An 18424-nucleotide genomic window follows, 5' to 3' on the forward strand; every position below is an offset into this window, starting at 1 on the left:
CTAGGTGAGGGCCCTTTTTTATGCTATGCTCTTTTTAGGAGATGATGAAGATGCGCTTTACATGGATTAAAGACACCAGTGAATGGGAAAAAGCAATTCCCTTAATCGCACAAGTATCTTGGCAGGCAGGAGCATATTTAGCTCAGCAAATGAAAAGCAACAGTTTAACGGATTGGGAAAATGTTTTAGTCTGTTGGAACGGAAAAGAACTCGTTGGCTTTTGTGCGCTTTTAAAACAAGATATTGTAAAAGAAACAACCCTTACTCCTTTTATTGGTGTCGTGTTTGTTGCTGAAAAATACCGTGGCAGAAAAATTAGTCAGCAACTGGTAAAAAGAGCAGAAAGAAAAGCAGTTGAATTGGGTTTCAAAAAAGTTTTTATTGCAACTAGCCACAAAAGCCTCTATGAAAAATTTGGTTATCACAAAATAGGAACTAAAGAAGATATTTTTGATCGTTTTTTATTTGTCTATCAAAAAGATTTAATATAATCGCAGAAAAAAAGAGACAGAATTCTTAAAGAAGTCAATCAAATAAAATAAAAACCAACCCTAGGACATGTGGAGTGGTTAGTTTTTATTTTATTTGTTATTAGCAAAAATTCAAAAATTTTATAATAATCTTTGCGTAAAAAAACGATTCCAGTATTTGTTATGCTAAAATAAAGATATTAAATTATTAGGAGTTTTAGTATGCAGTCGTTTAAGAATTCAAAATTGTTTTATTGGACCGCCGAGTTGGTTCTCGTTATTATTGGCGTATATTTTTTATGGCAAATGCCGGGAATTTTTCAGCCCGTCATTGAAATGGTAGGTGCAGTACTTCTGCCAGTCTTTATTGCCGGCTTTTTATATTATATGTTTGATCCAATCGTTAATTTTTTACAAAAAAGAGGATTTTCTCGTGTTCTAGGCTTTTTAATATCCTTTTTAGTCGTGGTTATTATTATTGTAGTCACTGCAATGAATGTGATTCCACAACTAATTGAACAAACCGTTCAATTAACGCAGCAATTACCCACCTATGCGGATGAATTCGTGCAATGGTTGGATGGGTTGGCTAAGCAAGATGAATTTAAAAACTTTAATTTAGAGCAACAATTGGAATCGGCAAATATTACAATTAATCGTATTATTAATTTTATTATTGTCAGTGTGACTTCAAGTTTATCTTCGATTGTTTCGGTCTTAACGAAGTTTTTCGTTCTTTTGTTTACAGTGCCATTTATTTTACTATTTATGTTTAAAGATGGTCATCGCTTTTTAGATGCTGTTTCTAATTTTTTCCCTCGGACAATTCGTAAAGAATTAAGACAAACGGTTCGAGACCTAAACGATACATTATCGGCTTATATTAGTAGTACCGTCTTAGATGCTTTCATTATTGGGATTATGAGTTTTATTGCCATGACAATATTTCAACAACCATATTCCTTACTGCTTGCTTTAATTTGCGGAATAACTAATATTATTCCTTACGTGGGTCCTTTTATTGGAGCAGTTCCAGCTGTTATTGTCGGCTTATTTATTTCACCATGGCAAGCACTTTATATGGCACTTTCAATTTTAGTTATTCAACAAGTAGATGGTAATGTCATTAAGCCGCTTTTATTTGGTAAGTCATTAAATGTGCATCCAATTACGATTATTTTGGTATTATTAGGGGCTGGACGAGTTTCTGGAATTATTGGAATGTTGATTTGTATTCCTGTCTATGCTGTCATTAAAACACTTATTATTAATATTCGTAAAATTTATCTGTTGAAAAAAACAGAGGCCTTAGCATCTAACTTAGAAGAGTCAGAAGAATAGATTTTGTTTATTTATAACTCATCTTGCCGTAAAACTACGGTTAAGATGAGTTCTTTTTTTGGGAATAATAAAGCTTAAGGAAAGTCTATTTAATCTTTCTTACAATTAAACCTGCGCACTAATAAGCCCATTCACTTTGTGTTTGGGTTGTATTTACGACTATTTATATATATAATTACATTGTAATTACTTTTAAGGAGGGATACTATGAAAACAAGACGGCAAGGTAACGCAATTGTACTCACTGTCCCGACGAAATTTGGTATAGCAGAAAATGTTGAGTATCTGGCAGTAAAAGGTGCGGATGACTCCATTACCTTCATTAAAAAGAAAAAAAATATTTTTGATGAAGCAATCAAACAAGGTCAAAAACTTGATGCTACTTTAGGATTTCCAGAAGAGCAACCACAGGGAGAGGAAATTTTATAATGAGTAATTATCCCGCGCAAGGTGATATTATAACATTGAATTTTGATCCCAGTGCGGGGCGTGAAATTCAAAAAAGGCGGCCGGCACTTGTTGTTAGTACGAAAAATTATAGTGCAGTGACAGGCTTAGTGGCAGTTTGCCCAATTACTAGTACAAATAAGCCTCATTTTGTACCTTTAGATGAAAGTCATCAGATTAAGGGATTTGTAAATCCACTACAAGTTAAAACATTGGACTATAACGCACGTAGTTGGAAAAAAATTGAGTCCGCAACTTTAGTAGAATTAGGGAATGTGGCGCAAATTGTTGCGATGATTTTTAGTTTTGATCAGCTTTTAGGCGAATAAATGAATGACATAAAATGGTTATAAGAGACGTAGTCAACTTCAAGAATAAGCAGGGGAGTTAAGAATTAAGAAATTGTTGCTCTAATTTTGACTCAGTTTCTGTTGATTGAAAAATCTGCTTTTAGAACAGCCTCTATACGTAAAAAGTAGGCATAACAAAACTTTTGTTATGCCTACTTTTCTACTTTAGAAACGAATTTTTTGCTAAAATTTACTGGCCCGTTACTTCCATCAATTTTTTATATCTAAGTCTATTTTTTTTAAAATATCTGCAAGTAACGATAAACTTTCATTGATCTTATTAGCCTCAGTAAAAGATAGTTCTTTTAGTACTTGATCAAATAGATCAAATCGTACCTCACTGATGAGTTCAAATAGTTCGCTTCCTTTGTCCGTTAATGAAATTTCACGTATTCGCTTATCCTTACTATTATAGGTTGTAGTGAGTAATCCCTGTTTTTCAAATTTATCTACTTGTCGACTCGTAGAAGAGTGCGTTTTTCCAATTTGTTTTGCTAAATCGCCAATGTTAATTATTTTAGCCATACCTACACGAACAATTATTGGTAATAAATTTTGATCTTCTTTTACACCAGCCTTCCTTAGTAGATTTATGTCATGAGTAGGATTATTGAAAAAATTAACGATTTGAAAGAGAGATTTAAATATTTCTTTTTCCATACTTGTAATTATAGCACAATGCCACTATAATAATTTATGTGCAATATGCACATAAATTTCTTTAAGAGAGGATAACAGATATGAAAAATAAAGTAGGTATTATTTTAGGCAGTAATCGTCCAAATAGAATCGGTGGGGATGTGGCAAAGTGGGTTCAAAAAACTATGAACCATGATCAACTTGATATTGATATTATTGATTTAGCAGAAATAAAGCTTCCCTTCTTAGATGAACCGAACATTCCCGCCCAAGGTAACTATCAACAAGAGCATACAAAAAGTTGGAGTGAAACGATTAAGAAATATGACGGTTTTGTATTGGTTTTCCCCCAGTATAACTGGGGCTATCCAGCTGTTATAAAAAATGCTTTGGACTATCTATATGATGAATGGCGTCATAAACCTGTAAGCATTATGGTGTACGGTGGTCATGGTGGTTTTCAAGGTTTGATTGCAATGAAACTAGTAACGCAGGGTTTAAATATGTATAATATGTCGGTAAATCCGCCTTTGAATATATCAAAAGAAATGTTCAATAAAAATAATCAATTTATTGATATTAATCATTCATTTAAAAAGATAAGTCCTCAAGTTAAACTGGTTTCTGAAGAGTTTGTATCCTTATTTTCTTCTACAAAAAGAAATTAATAAAAACGCTCACTATCTCTTGTAAAAGTTAAGTCAAGATTTAACTTTTACAAGAGATAGTTTTGAAACAATAACTAGCCATAAAGGTTTTCAGAATTGGTTGGTATGAAAACACTCCAATTGGTCGTGGGCAATACCTGAAATTTTTGCTAAACTTTAGCTCAGTAAGAGAGGAGTAGGGTGATGACAAAAATAGTATTAACCATTGGTGGTTCAGATCCTTTTGCTGGTGGCGGTATTCAAACAGATTTAAGAACATTTAGTGATTATCATACGTTAGGAATGTCGGTTTTAACCTCTATCGTAACTTTAAAAGAAGATTGTCTGTCAATTCATCCAATTGATACAGAAATATTTGCCGCACAATTAGAGACGATACAAAATATTTCTTTTGCTGCCATTAAAATTGGTCTGATTGCTAATCCTGCTTTCATTCCACTAATTGAAACGTTTTTAAAATATCATCCAGATACACCCGTTGTACTAGATCCTGTTTTAGCCTTTAAAGAAGGGGACTTATCACTTGAAAAAGCGATTGTAACTGGGATTAAAAAAAATCTAGCACCTTTAGCTACTATCATGACACCAAATTTAATTGAAGCACAAACGCTGCTTAAGCTTAAAAATAAAATAGCTACTTTAAAGGATATGCAAGTAGCCACAACCCGTTTACAAACAGATTTCAATACTGCGGTTTTGCTGAAGGGTGGGAACCGTTTAGCTGGAAAGTTTGCGGTTGATATATTCGCAACTACTACTGGCCAACTTAGTCATTTTACGAATAAAAAAATTGATAGCAAAACAATAAATGGGGCAGGTTGCAGTTTATCTTCTGCGATTGCCAGCGGACTGGCTGAAAACGATAAATTAGATGAAGTAATCAAAAACGCAAAAGATTACGTCTATCAAAGTATTCAAAATGGAGTCGTCGTAACACGTGAGTTTGGAAGTGTCTACTACGATCGCAAGTTTGAAAAAGTTGAAGGGACTCAGATTATTTCTAAAATAGGAGGAGAAACATGGCAATAAGAAAAATATCTCGTTATGCAATTTTATCTGCTTTGATTACGGCTATTTCTTTATTTGTTGTCATTCCAATACCTGGTACTAATGGTATTGTGACTTTATGTGATGCTGGCATAGCTGTAACTGGTCTATTATTTGGACCTGTCGCTGGCCTTTTTGTCGGTGCAATCAGCGGGGGAATGATTGATCTATTAGCAGGCTATCCGCAATGGATTTTGTTCTCATTAATAATTCATGGCCTGCAAGGTTTTATATTTGGCTATTTTTTCCAACAAAAAAAGGCTCTTAAAATATTAGGACTTATTTTGGGTGCTATCATTATGGTAGTTGGTTATGCGTTAGCAACTGCATTGCTTTATGGCTTTGGTGCAGGAATTGCCTCAATTCCAAGTAATCTTTTTCAAACAGGATTTGGGATTATTGTTGCAATGCCGTTAACAACAACGTTAAAAAAAGTTGGTGGGAAGCATTTAAAATTTAATCAATAAAAAAGCTCAAAACAAGTAGTTAGCAAGCTTAATTATAAGTATTGTAATTACTTGTTTTTGAGCTTAAAAGTTAGACAGAATTTCAATTGAAATGAAATTAGCCAGAAGTAATCTTGCATTGTTTGACTTAATTAATGGCAACATTTACATTTACTAAAAACATTGTCATTAATTTATATTTAGAATCGTAAAAATTAACATAAAGCAGATGTATAAATAAAAATTACATTTAACATTTTTTAAATGCAGCAATATATTTTGACTGGGAAGTGCAAAATAAAGTAAAAATAGCAGATATTAACCATAATTTTATATTTTAGTTTACATAATATATATTATACGAAGTTATAATTTTAAATCTAAAGCTGTCAGGCTTATTTTTTTGCCCTATTTCAGTTATAATTATATATTTGCGCTACTTACCACTAGACTATATTTTTTATAAAATAAAATATATTTCTTTACGTTTTGGCTATTAATATAAAATAAAAGCTGCTAACCATATGAGGATTAGCAGCTTTTATTTTAAACTTCTTTTAATTCAGGCATTACAGTTTTATCTTTATCTCTTCGCGCAATCGCAGGTAAAATCATACCTAGTAAGATTAAGACAATTGGTGTTAAGATGTTGGTTATTAATTGGAACCACCAAGCTTTTGGATTTGTTGCGTAATCCAATTTTGGTACCATTCCTAATACACAAGCAAAGGCTGTAAATGCAAAACACCAAGTACCAGCAATAAAGCCAAGTTTTGGATTTTTTAAGAATTTATATTCAGATTGATAGTTTTTCCACGCTTTATTTAACATCATATAAGCAAAGAATACCCATAAGTAACGCATCGGCATTACAACGGAGTTAAGGTTTGTCATCCATTTTACTAATTCATCAGTATTCCCAATTCCTAAAATCGGTAATAAAATGATAACACTAACTAAAATACCTGTTAATAAATACCCGTTTACCAATGTTCCTTTAGCTGAACGTTTACGCAACCAATTTGGAACAAACATTGGATCAGCATCAGCAAGTAAAATTTGTAACGGAGCATCAATTGAAAATGCCAAAGCAGAAATTTGACCAATTGTATTCGTTAAAGCGTAAATAATCATTAATAGGTTCCCGACACCATAATAATTTCCTAGTTGTTGGAAAGCACTATAAGCGCCGTTTCGCATTAAGTCAGCTGGAATATTATTACTTGCAAAAAGCATACCCATTGCTACGGAACCTAAAACAGCAGAGACCCCTACCATACCTGCTAATAAGAACATACCGCGCGGAAATTCTTTTGCGGGATTTTTTGTTTGGTTAACGTATGGTGAAATTTTTTCTGCTCCCCCTACGGCAAAAACTAGCATTGAAATTGTCGTAAAATAAGAGAAATCAAACTTTGGAATGTAGGTTTTAATATTGCCCATATCAGGAGTGGCAAAATGCATTCCTTTACTTACTGCCGGTGCGCCTACAGCTAATAAAATAAATAAAATCGACATTACAAACATTGCTGTACCAGCTAAACCACCGATAACTTTAAGTGTTGTCAAACCTTTTGTTGATAAGAATAGAAATAGCAAGAAAATAACTAAACTTATTAGAGCGATTGTCGTCATTGACATATTGGAAACCATATCACCATTACCTTGAACAGCCCAACCTAATGCAATTAAAATTGCTTGTGGTTTTTGCGCTAAATAAGGAATATGGACAACCCAATAAGTCCAAGCTGCATAATAAGCTAATCGTTTTGTTGACGTATTTTCAACCCAAGAGCTGACGCCACCTTTACTGCTTTTAAAAGTTGAGCCTAATTGGCCGACAATTAAAGCATAGGGAATAAAATAAAGTGCTAGAATAAGAATCCAAGAAGTTACAACTGAGATTCCTTGTTGGGCGTAATTATTTACAACATTTCCTATACCCCAAACCATATTAAAAGCAATTAAGCCAACGGTGAACCACCGCATTTGTTTTTGATTTTGACTCATATGAAAACTCCTTTAAATAATAAATTGCAACTTCTATATCATAGTTATTTTTAAAAGAATCTTCAACTACTAAAATGCTGATTTTAGCACAGTTTCACTAACAATTAATAATATTTTCATTTAAAGGGCGAAAAATTATTGAAAATATTTTCAAAAGAGGCTTAAATTACAAAATAACCATTAACTCTCCTTCATTACTTAGTGTTTAATGGTTATTAATCAAATTTAGTAATTTTATTATTTTTTGAAATTCTCAACTTTTTAATATCTTGCTATTTTGACAAAATTACTGTGCTCCCCACTTTTGTCCGCCCTCTTAATATAGTTTTTTCCTACTTGGATAATCTTTGTTTGATTATCAGTTAAAGCCATCTGGACTAATAGTTCAATTTTGCTGTTTTGTATAAATAAGTGTTCTTAATTTCTTATTTAGATGGTCATACACTAAACTTGTGTATCTCACCTTTTTCAAAATTTCTTCTAAAATGCCGCTTACTCCTTTACTTTGCCAATATTTCTGCCATTAACATGGCAAGAATCGTCTTTTTTGTCATTTCAGAAGTAATTAGTTTTTCGTCGGCAAAACCTAAACGGTCATCTGTTAGCCACCATTTGGCCATCTCATGAGAAGTAAATGAAGTGAACTTTGCTCTACTTTGATGACGGATTACAGTTTCATTAAATGTAAGATCAAAGTAATAATAATTTGTCTGATCAAAATGAGTAGCCAATTCTGCAAGCATTTGACCATATATAGCGCGATTTAAAATTCCTTCAATCAAAACTACCGGATAGTGTTCGCGGCCAAATAAAGCGAGCTGTTGAATTAAAGAAACAGCTAAATTATTTGGCGTATCTTTTACATTTAGAATTTGACGGCGGATTTCATCTTGCCCAATTGTCATAATGGATTCATGGGGTAAGGAATTTCGTAACATTTTTGCAATTGTTGTCTTACCACTGCCTGAATTTCCTCGTAAAATAATGAGTTTACGCATTGGGAATTACCTGCTGATTAAGGGTTAGCTCTTCTCTTAAAATACCGTACTTCACTGAATCCCAAAACTGTCCTTGCCAGTAGCGCACTTTCCGAATTTGCGCTTCCTTTTTCATACCAATTTTTTCACCTAAAGCCATCATTCTATTATTTCCAGACCAGGTTGTATAACCAACACGTGCAATCTTAGGATAAGTATAAAATAAATGTTTTATCCATAAATCACTTGCTTTACTTCCAATACCTTTATTCCAATTTTTAGGTTGATAAATTGCAATGCCAAATTCTAACCAGCGTTTTAATGAGCCATCTTCAAAATATGCTGTTACTACCCCTACCATCTTTTCTTCATAAAAAATCACACCGGCACTTTCGTCATTTAAAAAACGGCTGCCAAATCCTTCTTTATATTCTGGCCACGAAAGAATCGGATCATTAAAATAAGGTCCATCAAAGTCTTTCCACGTTAAATCTGCCGTAGGACCATAGCTTATTTCCCACAGATGTTGCAGTTCTTCTTCTGTTATATTTCGAATCGTAATGGGAGCTATTTCTGATTGTAGCTTCATATTCATTCTCCTTATAATTAACTTTTAACTATTTATTTTAAATGTAGCATAGTTCAAATCATTATTGAAGAAAAGCTAGAGCCTCTTTAACCCTAGTTCAATAAATACAACCATCTTATTTCTTAAAATCTTATAAAAAAAGTGAAATGACTTCTTTGTTCATTAGCAAAAAAATAAACCAGACTGAATAATTCAGCTGATTTATTTTTTTAACTGTCTAATTCTACAACACGATCGACAAAATCTTCATAAAATTCAGCTTCGTGAGAAACAACGACAATTGTTCCAGGAAAAGCAATTAACGCTGCTTGCAAATTTTCTTTAGAAGCTTGATCAATATGATTGGTAGGTTCATCCAAAAACAAGAAGTTACTTTTAGGTAGCATCATTTCAGCTAATTTAACTTTCGTTTGTTCTCCCCCACTCAAATATTTCAATGATTCTTGAACGTGTTGACTGGTCAAGCCGGAACGGGATAAATACCGCCGTAGTTCTTTGTTGTTAATGGTTGGGTATTTATCACTTAAATACTGTAAAGGAGTGGCTAGTGGATTTTCCCAGGCTAATTCTTGTTCAAAATAATTCACTTTTGTATGTTGGGGGAAATGAAATTCACCGTCAACAGCTGGGATAATGCCCAATAGAGTTTTAATTAAGGTCGATTTACCGATACCGTTGAATCCTCTTAGGGCAATTTTTTCACCAGCACGAATGGTTAAGTCAATTGGTGCAAGTAATGGTTTTTCATAACCAATCACAAGTTGTGTGGTTTCTAGTGCCAAAGTCGTTACAATCGGCGCATAAGTAAAGGTCACGTGAGGTTTTGGCGCGTCTGTTGGCGGAGTTAGGCGGTCGATTTTCGCCAATTGTTTTTCACGACTTTTCGCCATCGTTGAACGAGATCCGGCTTTGTATTTACGGATATAGGCTTCTGTTTTTTTGATATGCTCTTGTTGGGCTTCATACTGGCGCATATAGGTTTCTTGTTGTAGCTCTTTTAGCTTCAATGCGCGGTTTAGGTTGCCCGTGTATTTGGTTAATTTGCCAAATTCGATATCAATAATATGCGTGGTAATCGCATCTAAAAAAGCTTGATCATGGGAAACAACGACAAAAGTTCCATCAAATTCTTGTAAAAATTGCGTCAACCACTGAATATGGTTGTCGTCTAAATGATTGGTTGGTTCATCTAGTATCAGTAAGTCGGGTTTTTCTAATAGCATCTTGGCTAAAATAATTTTGGAACGCTGTCCACCACTTAGATTTTTTAAAAGGCTATCCATTCCCAAAACATTAATCCCAAGTCCTGTGGCTAAATCATCAATTAATGTATCCATTTGATAAAAATTGCCTTGATCTAATTCGTTTTGCAAGCGCCCAGCTTGTTCTAATAAACGATCATCGAAACTTTCGCTGTATTCTTCATAGAGTTTAGCTATTTTTGTTTCTTTAGCAAAATCTTCTTTAAAAGCAGTTTGCATAAATTTTCGAATTGTTAAGTGTTCATCTACGCCAACATATTGGTCCAAATAGCCCAAACGTAAATTTTTCGGAAAGATAACTTGCCCGTCATCTGGCAATATTTCACCAGTAATAATTTTGATTAATGTACTTTTTCCAGCCCCATTGCGACCGATTAAACCAACGTGTTCACCGCGATTTACTTGAACTGAAACATCTTCATATAAAACTTTATCGCCGAACTGTTGGGTAATATTTTCTAAGCGTAACATGGTTAAATCCTCATTTCTCATAGTAAAAAGCGCCAGACAAAAATCATCCGCCGCTTTTTGTTATATCCAGATGGTATAGGTTACAGCCTATCATGAAGCTTCTTACTTGTCAAAGACTGTCTCTAGATTACTTATAAAGTATCGTGAAGTTTAAATTTCTTCGTATCCGCGGAGGCTTTTTTTGCATCATCAGCATAAAAAAGAAAATGTTCGCCTGAATCAAGATCAGTTGCAATCACTAGCCCCCGTCGTTTTAAATCCTTTGATTGTTCAATTTGCGCGGTACGTGCTAATTCTTTGGTATCAAAGTTAGAAGCAATGGCATTTCCTAGATTGAAAAAAACTGTTTCTTCCATCATGATCCCCTCCTTAGTTTCATTTTACCATGGAGGCTGTTTTTACTGATACTAATAAGAGTTACTTGCAATGTTTTAAATTTTAGTGATAATAAAACCAGAGGTGAAAAAAATGAGCCAAATTAGTGAAACTGAATTAAAAGAACAATTAACAGCAATGGTTGAAAGTATCCTTGCAGTAGCAGATTTACAAGAAGATGATATTTTTGTCTTAGGCTGTTCTACAAGTGAAATCATAGGTGGTGTTATTGGAAAAAATTCTAGCGCCACAGTCGGCCAATGGGTGGTCGAAACGTTAAAAAATATTTTAGATCCTTTACACATTCATTTAGCCGTTCAAGGCTGTGAACACTTAAATCGTGCATTAGTAGTAGAATGTGACGTTGCAAAGAAAAATGGATTTGAAATCGTTGCGGTTAAACCGGCACTACATGCAGGAGGAGCTTGCTCTGTTGCAGCTTTTGAACAATTTGAACATCCGGTTGAAGTGGAACATATCGTCGCCCAAGCAGGAATCGATATTGGTGATACTTCTATTGGCATGCATGTGAAACATGTCCAAGTGCCTGTGCGACCTGTCGCTAATACTTTAGGTAGTGCGCACGTGACCGCTTTACGTTCAAGACCAAAATATATCGGTGGTCCACGGGCTGTTTATGAATAAAATTCTTAGCTAGAAAAAGATTTTCAACTTAAAAAATGCAGAACCGATCGCCTACTAGGCGAATGCGTTCTGCATTTTTTATAGTTATTAATCTAATTCAACTTTTCCGGTATAAAGTTGATAATACATACCCTTTTGCGCTAATAAAGCCTCATGACTGCCACGCTCAATAATCCGTCCGTGATCCAAAACCATAATCACATCCGCATTTTGAATAGTCGACAGACGGTGGGCAATGACAAAAACTGTCCGACCATGCATTAAACGATCCATACCTGACTGGACAATTCCTTCTGTGCGGGTATCGATACTTGAAGTTGCTTCATCTAAAATCATCACCGGTGGGTCAGCAATCGCTGCTCTAGCAATCGCTAGTAATTGCCGTTGGCCTTGTGAGAGACCTTCGCCATCGCCGGTAATCACAGTATCATATTTATCCGGTAAATGATTAATAAAGCCATCGGCATTGGCTAATTTTGCAGCAGCCAATACATCTTCATCACTTGCATCTAATTTACCAAAACGAATATTTTCGCGAATTGTACCAGTAAATAAATGCGTGTCTTGTAAAACAATCCCTAGTGAACGGCGTAAAGAATCTTTTTTGATTTTTTTAATATTAATTCCGTCATAACGAATCTTACCATCTTGAATATCATAAAATCGATTAATCAGATTCGTAATGGTCGTTTTACCTGCACCTGTAGCGCCAACAAAGGCTACTTTTTCACCAGGTTTCGCATAAAGATTAATATCATGTAAAACGATGTTATTGTCAACATAGCCAAAATCAACATCTTCAAAGACAACGTCACCCGTTAGTTCTGTGTAAGTGATGCTGCCGTCTTCATGAGGATGTTTCCATGCCCATAACCCAGTCCGTTCTTTTGTTTCTACTAATTGATCGTCAACTTTTTTAGCATTAACTAAAGTCACATAGCCATCATCTTGTTCGGGCTTTTCATCAAGTAAGTTGAAAATACGACCAGCTCCAGCTAATGCCATAATAACAAAGTTAATTTGTTGTGATATTTGGCTAATCGGCCCATTTAATGAGCGGCTCAACTGTAAAAACGAAGCAATCATGCCAACGGTCAGACCAGAAATACCATTAATTGCAAAAAGCCCACCAATAATTGCGACTAAAACATACTGCACATTTAAAAGGTTCATCATAATTGGCATTAGCGTATTTGCATTGATATTGGCTTTAGTTGCACTTTCTTGTAGTTGGTCGTTTAAAGTATCAAACTCTTCCATCACTTTTTTTTCATGGTTGAAGATTTTCACAACTTTTTGGCCGTGCATCATTTCTTCAATATAACCATTCACTTGGCCTAAATCTTTTTGTTGGGCACCAAAGAAGCGACCACTTTTTTTGGAGATAAAGCGAATTACATTCATCATTAAAAAAACAGATATTAAGACAAAGCCGGTTAAGGGTAAACTAATCGTGAACATCGCGATGAAAACAGAAACAAATGTCACCATGGCCATCATCAAGTTGGGGATACTTTGTGAAATCATTTGTCGCAATGTATCAGTATCATTGGTAAAGTGACTCATGATATCGCCATCAGAATTCGCATCGAAATACCGAATCGGTAAACTTTCTAAATGGGTAAACATTTGATCCCGTATTTTCTTTTGGGTGCCTTCACTTATTTTAACCATCATGAAGTTATATGTTAAAGAAGCAATGACTCCAACTAAGTAAATAAGCGCCATTTGTAAAATTGCTTGCAATAGCCCGCTGAAATTTGGATGTGCTTGTCCAACAAGCGGTGTGATATATTGATCAATAACTACTTGTAAGAATAGTGAACCTTTAACATTGGCATAGGCACTTAATAAAATCATAATTAGAACTAAAACCAACTGGAGTTTGTATTCTTTAAACATTAAAGTCAACAATCGTTTCAGATTAGATCCAGTTGAACGCTTGATTATCGGTTTACTCATTTCCACTTTCACCAAATCCTTTCTGTTGCGATTGATAAACTTCTTGGTAAATTTGATTAGTCGCTAATAATTCTGCATGAGTACCAACACCATTTACTTTGCCATCATCTAAAACGACAATGCGGTCTGCATCTTGAATGGAGCTGATTCTTTGGGAGATAATTAGTGTTGTCATCCCCGGAATCGCTTTGGCTAAGCCTTCACGAATAGCCCGATCTGTTTTAGTATCGACTGCACTAGTAGAATCGTCTAAAATTAAAATTTTAGGTTTTTTAAGCAAGGCACGTGCGATTGTTAAACGTTGTTTTTGTCCACCAGAGACGTTATTACCACCTTGTGAGATTAAAGTATCGTATTTATCTGGAAATTCATTAATAAAACCATCAGCTTGGGCTATTTTACAAGCTTCGATTAGTTGCTCGTCAGTTGCAGTTTCATTCCCCCAACGCAAATTATCTTTAATAGTTCCAGTAAACAAAACATTATTTTGTAAAACCATACTTACTTGGTCACGTAACGTTGCCAGATCGTATTTTCTAACATCAACGCCACCAACCTTAACTGTACCGTCTGTCACATCATAAAGGCGGGGAATCAATTGCACGAGGGTTGATTTTGAACTACCCGTACCACCGATCAGGCCGATAACTTCACCGGATTTAATGGAAAGATTGATATGTTCTAAGGCTAATTTTTCCATATCGTCAGCATAACTAAAACAGACATCCTCAAAAGCAATCGAACCATCAGTCACTTCATATAAAGGTTTAGCGTCATTTTTTAAATCACTTTCTTCTGATAAAACTTCTGTAATCCGTTCAGCCGAAGAACGGGCAATTAAAATTTGAACAAAAGCCATTGACATCATCATTAAGCTCATTAAAATTTGCATCGTATAATTGAACATACTAACTAGTTCGCCGGTTGTGAGGCTGCTTTTATCAACGATTAATTGTGCGCCAAACCATGAAAGTAAAAGCATACACGTATAAACAGAAATTTGTAATAGGGGATTATTAAAAGCGACGATTCGTTGTGCTTTCGTGAAGTTTTTATAAACATCTGTTGATACTTCATCAAATACCTTTTCTTGCTGTTCTTCCCGCACATATGATTTAACGACACGAATTCCTTGCAAGTTTTCTTGTACCACGTTATTCAGCTTGTCATAAATACGAAAGACTTTCATAAATAAAGGGTGAGCAAAGTGAATGACAATTGCTAAGCCAATTGCTAAAAATGGTAAAACCACTAAATAGATTAACATCAGTTGTGGATTGATGAGGCTAACCATGATTAGTGAAAAAATTAAAATCAAAGGGCTTCTGACAAGGATGCGAATAATCATTTGATACGCATTTTGAACATTGGTTACGTCAGTGGTCAAACGCGTAATTAAGCTTGAAGTAGAAAAGCGGTCAATATTTGAAAATGAAAAATCTTGAATTCGACTAAATAAATTATGGCGTAAATTACGAGCAAAACCAGCCGATGCAATCGCCGCAGTCCTCCCTCCTAATGCGCCAAAAATTAAAGCAATTAGCGCACATAAAAAAAGAAGCGCGCCTAATTTCAAAATGACACTCGTATTACTTTTTTCAACACCTTGGTCAATCATCATCGCCATAATCAGCGGCATAATAACGTCAAGGGCAACTTCACCGGCGACAAAAACCGGTGTAAGTAAACTGTCTTTTTTGTACTGACCTACATTAGCCAATAGTTTTTTGATCATATCCTCCGTCCTTTCTTTTATTCTTAAAAATAGACACCAACCGCAAGCAGCGGTCAGTGCGTCTTTCTTTACTTTAACGGATATAAATCCGTCCTTCAAACAATAAGTTTCTCATTTTTCTCATTAAACAAAATACTTTTCGTCTATAAATTACAAAAAAGAAATTTTATAAGAATTATAAGTAACGGGAAATCAATTGAATTAAATCTTCTGGAAATGTTGTAAGATCACCAATATCTATGAAACGTTGGCTACCAAAAATATTTTTAATCGCTTCTTTATCGTCTCCGATAGCAGCTGCTAGATAAATAACTCCTTGGCGTTCAAATTCGTTCATGACAGTTTGAATATCGTTTTTAGCTTTATCTCCTGTATAATCCGGTAGTGCTTTTGGCTGACCATCAGAGATATTGATTAATAATTTAGTTGTGGCATTTTCTGCAGCTAATTTTTGGCTTAAAAGACGCAACGGCACGCCATCACGGTTATTTTGACGTGGTTTCATGGTCACCAGTTTTGCCTCTAAGTAACGAAAATCATCTTTAAATTCTTTATATGAATAAATAGACGTCTTTTCACGAGAAGACAAATCGGCTGTATCGCCGTAAATCATTAAAGGAATTGACATTTTCTTAGCAAAACTTGCGACTGCTAACGCCGCTAGGCGGGCACTGTCAATCCGGTTATCTTTTAACATGGAGCCAGATTCGTCAATGCGTACTGCTAAAGCAAGGGAAGGTTTTTCATGAGGAGGTGTCTTTTTATCAAATGTCCGATAATCGCCATAGGCAACGCGACTGGCATCAAAACGAGTGCCACTATACTTTCCTTTTCCGTAAACCTCACTTTGTTCATTTTCTAAAATATCAGTAATCTTTTTGACTAAACGATCGACTACAGGCGTGATGCTCTGATTTAAAACAGCAGCTTCTTTCATATCTTCTTTGGTAAAAGTTGGCCGTTGTAAAATTAAGCCTTCTTTTTCATGAATTGTTCCTTTCATTGTCGCGCGAGCAGTTTTATTTAATTCTTTCCGTAACTCTTTTTCTTTTTTTTCATAAGCTTTAATATCAACATTTTGCTCGCTTGAAATCCCTTCATCACTTTCTTTTCCTACGTGGCTAGCACCATCATGAGCAGCTTTTTCTCCTGCCATTTCCGTTTGTTTTTCGTCGCTAGAATTTATTGATTGCTCTTTTGGGGATTGTCTGTCACTGGTAGAATCGCTAGTATCTAAAGAACCGTCTTTATCTTCAGTAGCAAGACTAGCTAAAACAGCCTCACTTTCAGCTTCTTCAGTTATATTACGCAAATCAGCCTCAGCAGCAGAAATTTTGCGTCCTTTAATATCTTTTAACACTTCTGTAGGATTGGGATTAAGCGCTTCACGTAACAAAATTAGCAATTTACTATCATCCAGAGCCTCTTTTAATAAGGTTATTTCACTTGGTTCAGTGGTTAATTTATAAATGACTTTAGGATAAAGACTTTCAAAAATATCTTGCCCTTGCTTAAAGGTATTGACCCAGTAAAAATAAGATCGCATACCTGCCACACCTTTAATGGCATTAGCTTTTGCTGTTTCATCTAATAAGCGAATCACTTCAGCCATTTTGGTAACGACGGCTAAATTAGTCACGCCAGTTTTAGCAACTGCTCGTTCTACCATTACTTCAAGAGCAGGTAAGTCCATCCGTTCCGCGTGTTGCATCCGGTCTCTTAAGGATTCATTTAAGGGACGGTTTCCTTGATAGTTGCGATTGGTAGTAATGACAATAACACAATCAGGATGTCTTTTTATAACTCCCGTTGGTAAATTTAACATCCCGTTTGGTTCTAAAGCTGAATTTAAAGCGACCAAAACAGATGCATCGCGAATTACTGTGGGTTCTTGAATCTCTAATAAATAGCCTTTTTCGATTGCCCGCACAATTTCAGAAGGATAAAATTTATAATGCACCACTTCTTGTTCGTTACGATCAATGCGTTCAATTAGCTCTTTTAACCGAGTTTTTGCTTGCTCAATTGTAATACTATGATGTTGGGCAATTAATTTTAAAACAGCATCCAAACTGTCTGTTTGATAAATTGCTTCTAATAATTCGCCATCACTTTCATCATCTGTTGTTACTACCGGCAGTAATGCACCAAAAACATCTGATTTATCCATATCGGCAAAACAAGTTACTTTAGTATAGGGCAGTTGTAAGTCATAAGATAAAGCTTTTGCTAGCTGTGTTTTCCCTGAGCCGGCGTCTCCTTCCAATAGGACATTCATGATTTTCATTTCAGAATCATCCCAATTATTTTTAATTTCAGAAGCGACGCGTATTTCGACTTCACTTGTTTGGTGACTTTGTGGCTTTTGCCAAATCATTTGTTTTTCTAGACGGCTAAAGACGCGTGTGTTTGTGATTTCAAATGGCGTTAGCATAATCTCACCTACTTTTTTTAATAACCGGCTTCTTCTAATAAACGTTTTAAAATACGAAAACGCTCACCTAAAATTTCACCATCTTTTTGCCAAATATCATGAAAAAGTTTAATATCTTCATCAATCATCGGATTATTTGTATCCACTTCGACGGTCATGCGATTTCCTTGTACGCCAACAATATCGACAACAGGATTTTCAGGGTCATAAAATTTAGGATACCGATACGCATCTTGAAAATAAATACTCGCTTGTGCCACTAAAATAGCTAAATCTAAAATACGGTTAATCGGTAGTTCTTCTGATTGACGAGACCATTTTTCGCCTGTATGACGCCAAACCTTACCTGAAATATCAACTTTACCGCGATCATTCCATTGCGCGAGCCCCAAAGAAAGTCCTTTTGCATCTGATTCAAAAGCTTGTTTGCCATCTGCATTATCATAGTTTTCTACTACTAGAACGGGTTTGTGTTTCAAATTTGTTGGAATTTCCACCGTACTCACTCCTCTTATCATTTTGAATAATTAATTTATTAGATAGTACTTTAGTAATA

Annotated in this window: 18 protein-coding genes; 8 read left to right on the top strand and 10 right to left on the bottom strand. The window is 35.0% G+C overall.

Translation table 11 applies throughout. The features are described from left to right. Window positions 1–50: 50 nt before the first annotated feature. The 4 genes from IGI65_RS08785 to IGI65_RS08800 all read left to right on the top strand — a co-directional run bounded on the left by IGI65_RS08785 (window position 51) and on the right by IGI65_RS08800 (window position 2587). Window positions 51–491 (top strand): GNAT family N-acetyltransferase, encoded by a 441-nt coding sequence (locus tag IGI65_RS08785; protein WP_438773949.1) that lies wholly within the window; start codon window positions 51–53, stop codon window positions 489–491. A gap of 201 nt (window positions 492–692) precedes the next feature. Then, window positions 693–1811 (top strand): AI-2E family transporter, encoded by a 1119-nt coding sequence (locus tag IGI65_RS08790; protein WP_071865641.1) that lies wholly within the window; start codon window positions 693–695, stop codon window positions 1809–1811. A gap of 207 nt (window positions 1812–2018) precedes the next feature. Beyond that, window positions 2019–2240 carry a type II toxin-antitoxin system PemI/MazE family antitoxin gene (mazE, locus tag IGI65_RS08795; protein WP_071865640.1) on the top strand — a complete coding sequence of 74 codons (222 nt, stop codon included), beginning with the start codon at window positions 2019–2021 and terminating at the stop codon, window positions 2238–2240. Further along, window positions 2240–2587: a type II toxin-antitoxin system PemK/MazF family toxin gene (locus tag IGI65_RS08800; RefSeq protein ID WP_438773951.1), complete on the top strand. Its 348-nt coding sequence runs from the start codon at window positions 2240–2242 to the stop codon at window positions 2585–2587. The genes mazE and IGI65_RS08800 overlap by 1 nt, the downstream gene beginning before the upstream one ends. Before the next feature lie 231 nt (window positions 2588–2818). On the opposite strand, the gene IGI65_RS08805 is transcribed toward IGI65_RS08800, so the two are convergent. Further along, the gene (locus IGI65_RS08805; RefSeq protein ID WP_438773953.1) at window positions 2819–3268 is read right to left on the bottom strand and encodes a MarR family winged helix-turn-helix transcriptional regulator; all 450 of its coding nucleotides are present in this window, start codon (window positions 3266–3268) and stop codon (window positions 2819–2821) included. 80 nt (window positions 3269–3348) lie between these two features. Here IGI65_RS08805 and IGI65_RS08810 point away from each other — a divergent pair, with 80 nt between their 5' ends. The 3 genes from IGI65_RS08810 (at window position 3349) to IGI65_RS08820 (ending at window position 5429) form a co-directional block, all read left to right on the top strand. Beyond that, on the top strand, window positions 3349–3915 hold the full coding sequence (locus IGI65_RS08810; protein ID WP_438773955.1) for an NADPH-dependent FMN reductase: 567 nt from the start codon (window positions 3349–3351) through the stop codon (window positions 3913–3915). 183 nt (window positions 3916–4098) lie between these two features. Beyond that, window positions 4099–4944: a hydroxymethylpyrimidine/phosphomethylpyrimidine kinase gene (locus IGI65_RS08815; RefSeq protein ID WP_438773956.1), complete on the top strand. Its 846-nt coding sequence runs from the start codon at window positions 4099–4101 to the stop codon at window positions 4942–4944. Beyond that, window positions 4935–5429, top strand: a complete 495-nt coding sequence (locus IGI65_RS08820) for an ECF transporter S component (RefSeq protein WP_438773957.1) — start codon at window positions 4935–4937, stop codon at window positions 5427–5429. The genes IGI65_RS08815 and IGI65_RS08820 overlap by 10 nt, the downstream gene beginning before the upstream one ends. A gap of 525 nt (window positions 5430–5954) precedes the next feature. Here the strand turns inward: IGI65_RS08820 and IGI65_RS08825 are convergent. From IGI65_RS08825 to IGI65_RS08845, 5 genes are all read right to left on the bottom strand, one after another. After that, window positions 5955–7418, bottom strand: coding sequence for an APC family permease (locus IGI65_RS08825; protein ID WP_412258541.1), 1464 nt, complete (start codon window positions 7416–7418; stop codon window positions 5955–5957). A 500-nt stretch (window positions 7419–7918) separates the two neighbouring features. Beyond that, window positions 7919–8416 (bottom strand): AAA family ATPase, encoded by a 498-nt coding sequence (locus IGI65_RS08830; protein WP_438773958.1) that lies wholly within the window; start codon window positions 8414–8416, stop codon window positions 7919–7921. Next, window positions 8409–8984, bottom strand: coding sequence for a GNAT family N-acetyltransferase (locus IGI65_RS08835; RefSeq protein ID WP_438773959.1), 576 nt, complete (start codon window positions 8982–8984; stop codon window positions 8409–8411). The genes IGI65_RS08830 and IGI65_RS08835 overlap by 8 nt, the downstream gene beginning before the upstream one ends. A 209-nt stretch (window positions 8985–9193) precedes the next feature. Then, on the bottom strand, window positions 9194–10717 hold the full coding sequence (locus IGI65_RS08840) for an ABC-F family ATP-binding cassette domain-containing protein (protein WP_438773960.1): 1524 nt from the start codon (window positions 10715–10717) through the stop codon (window positions 9194–9196). Window positions 10718–10848: 131 nt separating this feature from the next. Beyond that, window positions 10849–11076: a hypothetical protein gene (locus IGI65_RS08845; protein ID WP_249024138.1), complete on the bottom strand. Its 228-nt coding sequence runs from the start codon at window positions 11074–11076 to the stop codon at window positions 10849–10851. Window positions 11077–11185: 109 nt separating this feature from the next. On the opposite strand from IGI65_RS08845, the gene IGI65_RS08850 reads away from it, so the two are divergent. Then, entirely contained in the window at window positions 11186–11737 is a 552-nt protein-coding gene (locus tag IGI65_RS08850; protein WP_438773962.1) for a TIGR01440 family protein, read from the top strand. Window positions 11738–11824: 87 nt separating this feature from the next. On the opposite strand, the gene IGI65_RS08855 is transcribed toward IGI65_RS08850, so the two are convergent. From IGI65_RS08855 to IGI65_RS08870, 4 genes are all read right to left on the bottom strand, one after another. Further along, complete coding sequence (locus IGI65_RS08855; RefSeq protein ID WP_438773963.1) at window positions 11825–13699, bottom strand: ABC transporter ATP-binding protein; 1875 nt, start codon at window positions 13697–13699, stop codon at window positions 11825–11827. Beyond that, window positions 13692–15434, bottom strand: coding sequence for an ABC transporter ATP-binding protein (locus IGI65_RS08860; RefSeq protein WP_438773965.1), 1743 nt, complete (start codon window positions 15432–15434; stop codon window positions 13692–13694). The genes IGI65_RS08855 and IGI65_RS08860 overlap by 8 nt, the downstream gene beginning before the upstream one ends. A gap of 175 nt (window positions 15435–15609) precedes the next feature. Next, the gene (locus IGI65_RS08865) at window positions 15610–17868 is read right to left on the bottom strand and encodes an AAA family ATPase (protein WP_438773966.1); all 2259 of its coding nucleotides are present in this window, start codon (window positions 17866–17868) and stop codon (window positions 15610–15612) included. Window positions 17869–17885: 17 nt separating this feature from the next. After that, window positions 17886–18365 (bottom strand): DUF6530 family protein, encoded by a 480-nt coding sequence (locus tag IGI65_RS08870; RefSeq protein ID WP_071864025.1) that lies wholly within the window; start codon window positions 18363–18365, stop codon window positions 17886–17888. Window positions 18366–18424 lie beyond the last annotated feature (59 nt).

The organism is Enterococcus sp. DIV0755b, assembly GCF_051713765.1.
Taxonomy (GTDB): domain Bacteria; phylum Bacillota; class Bacilli; order Lactobacillales; family Enterococcaceae; genus Enterococcus_C; species Enterococcus_C canintestini.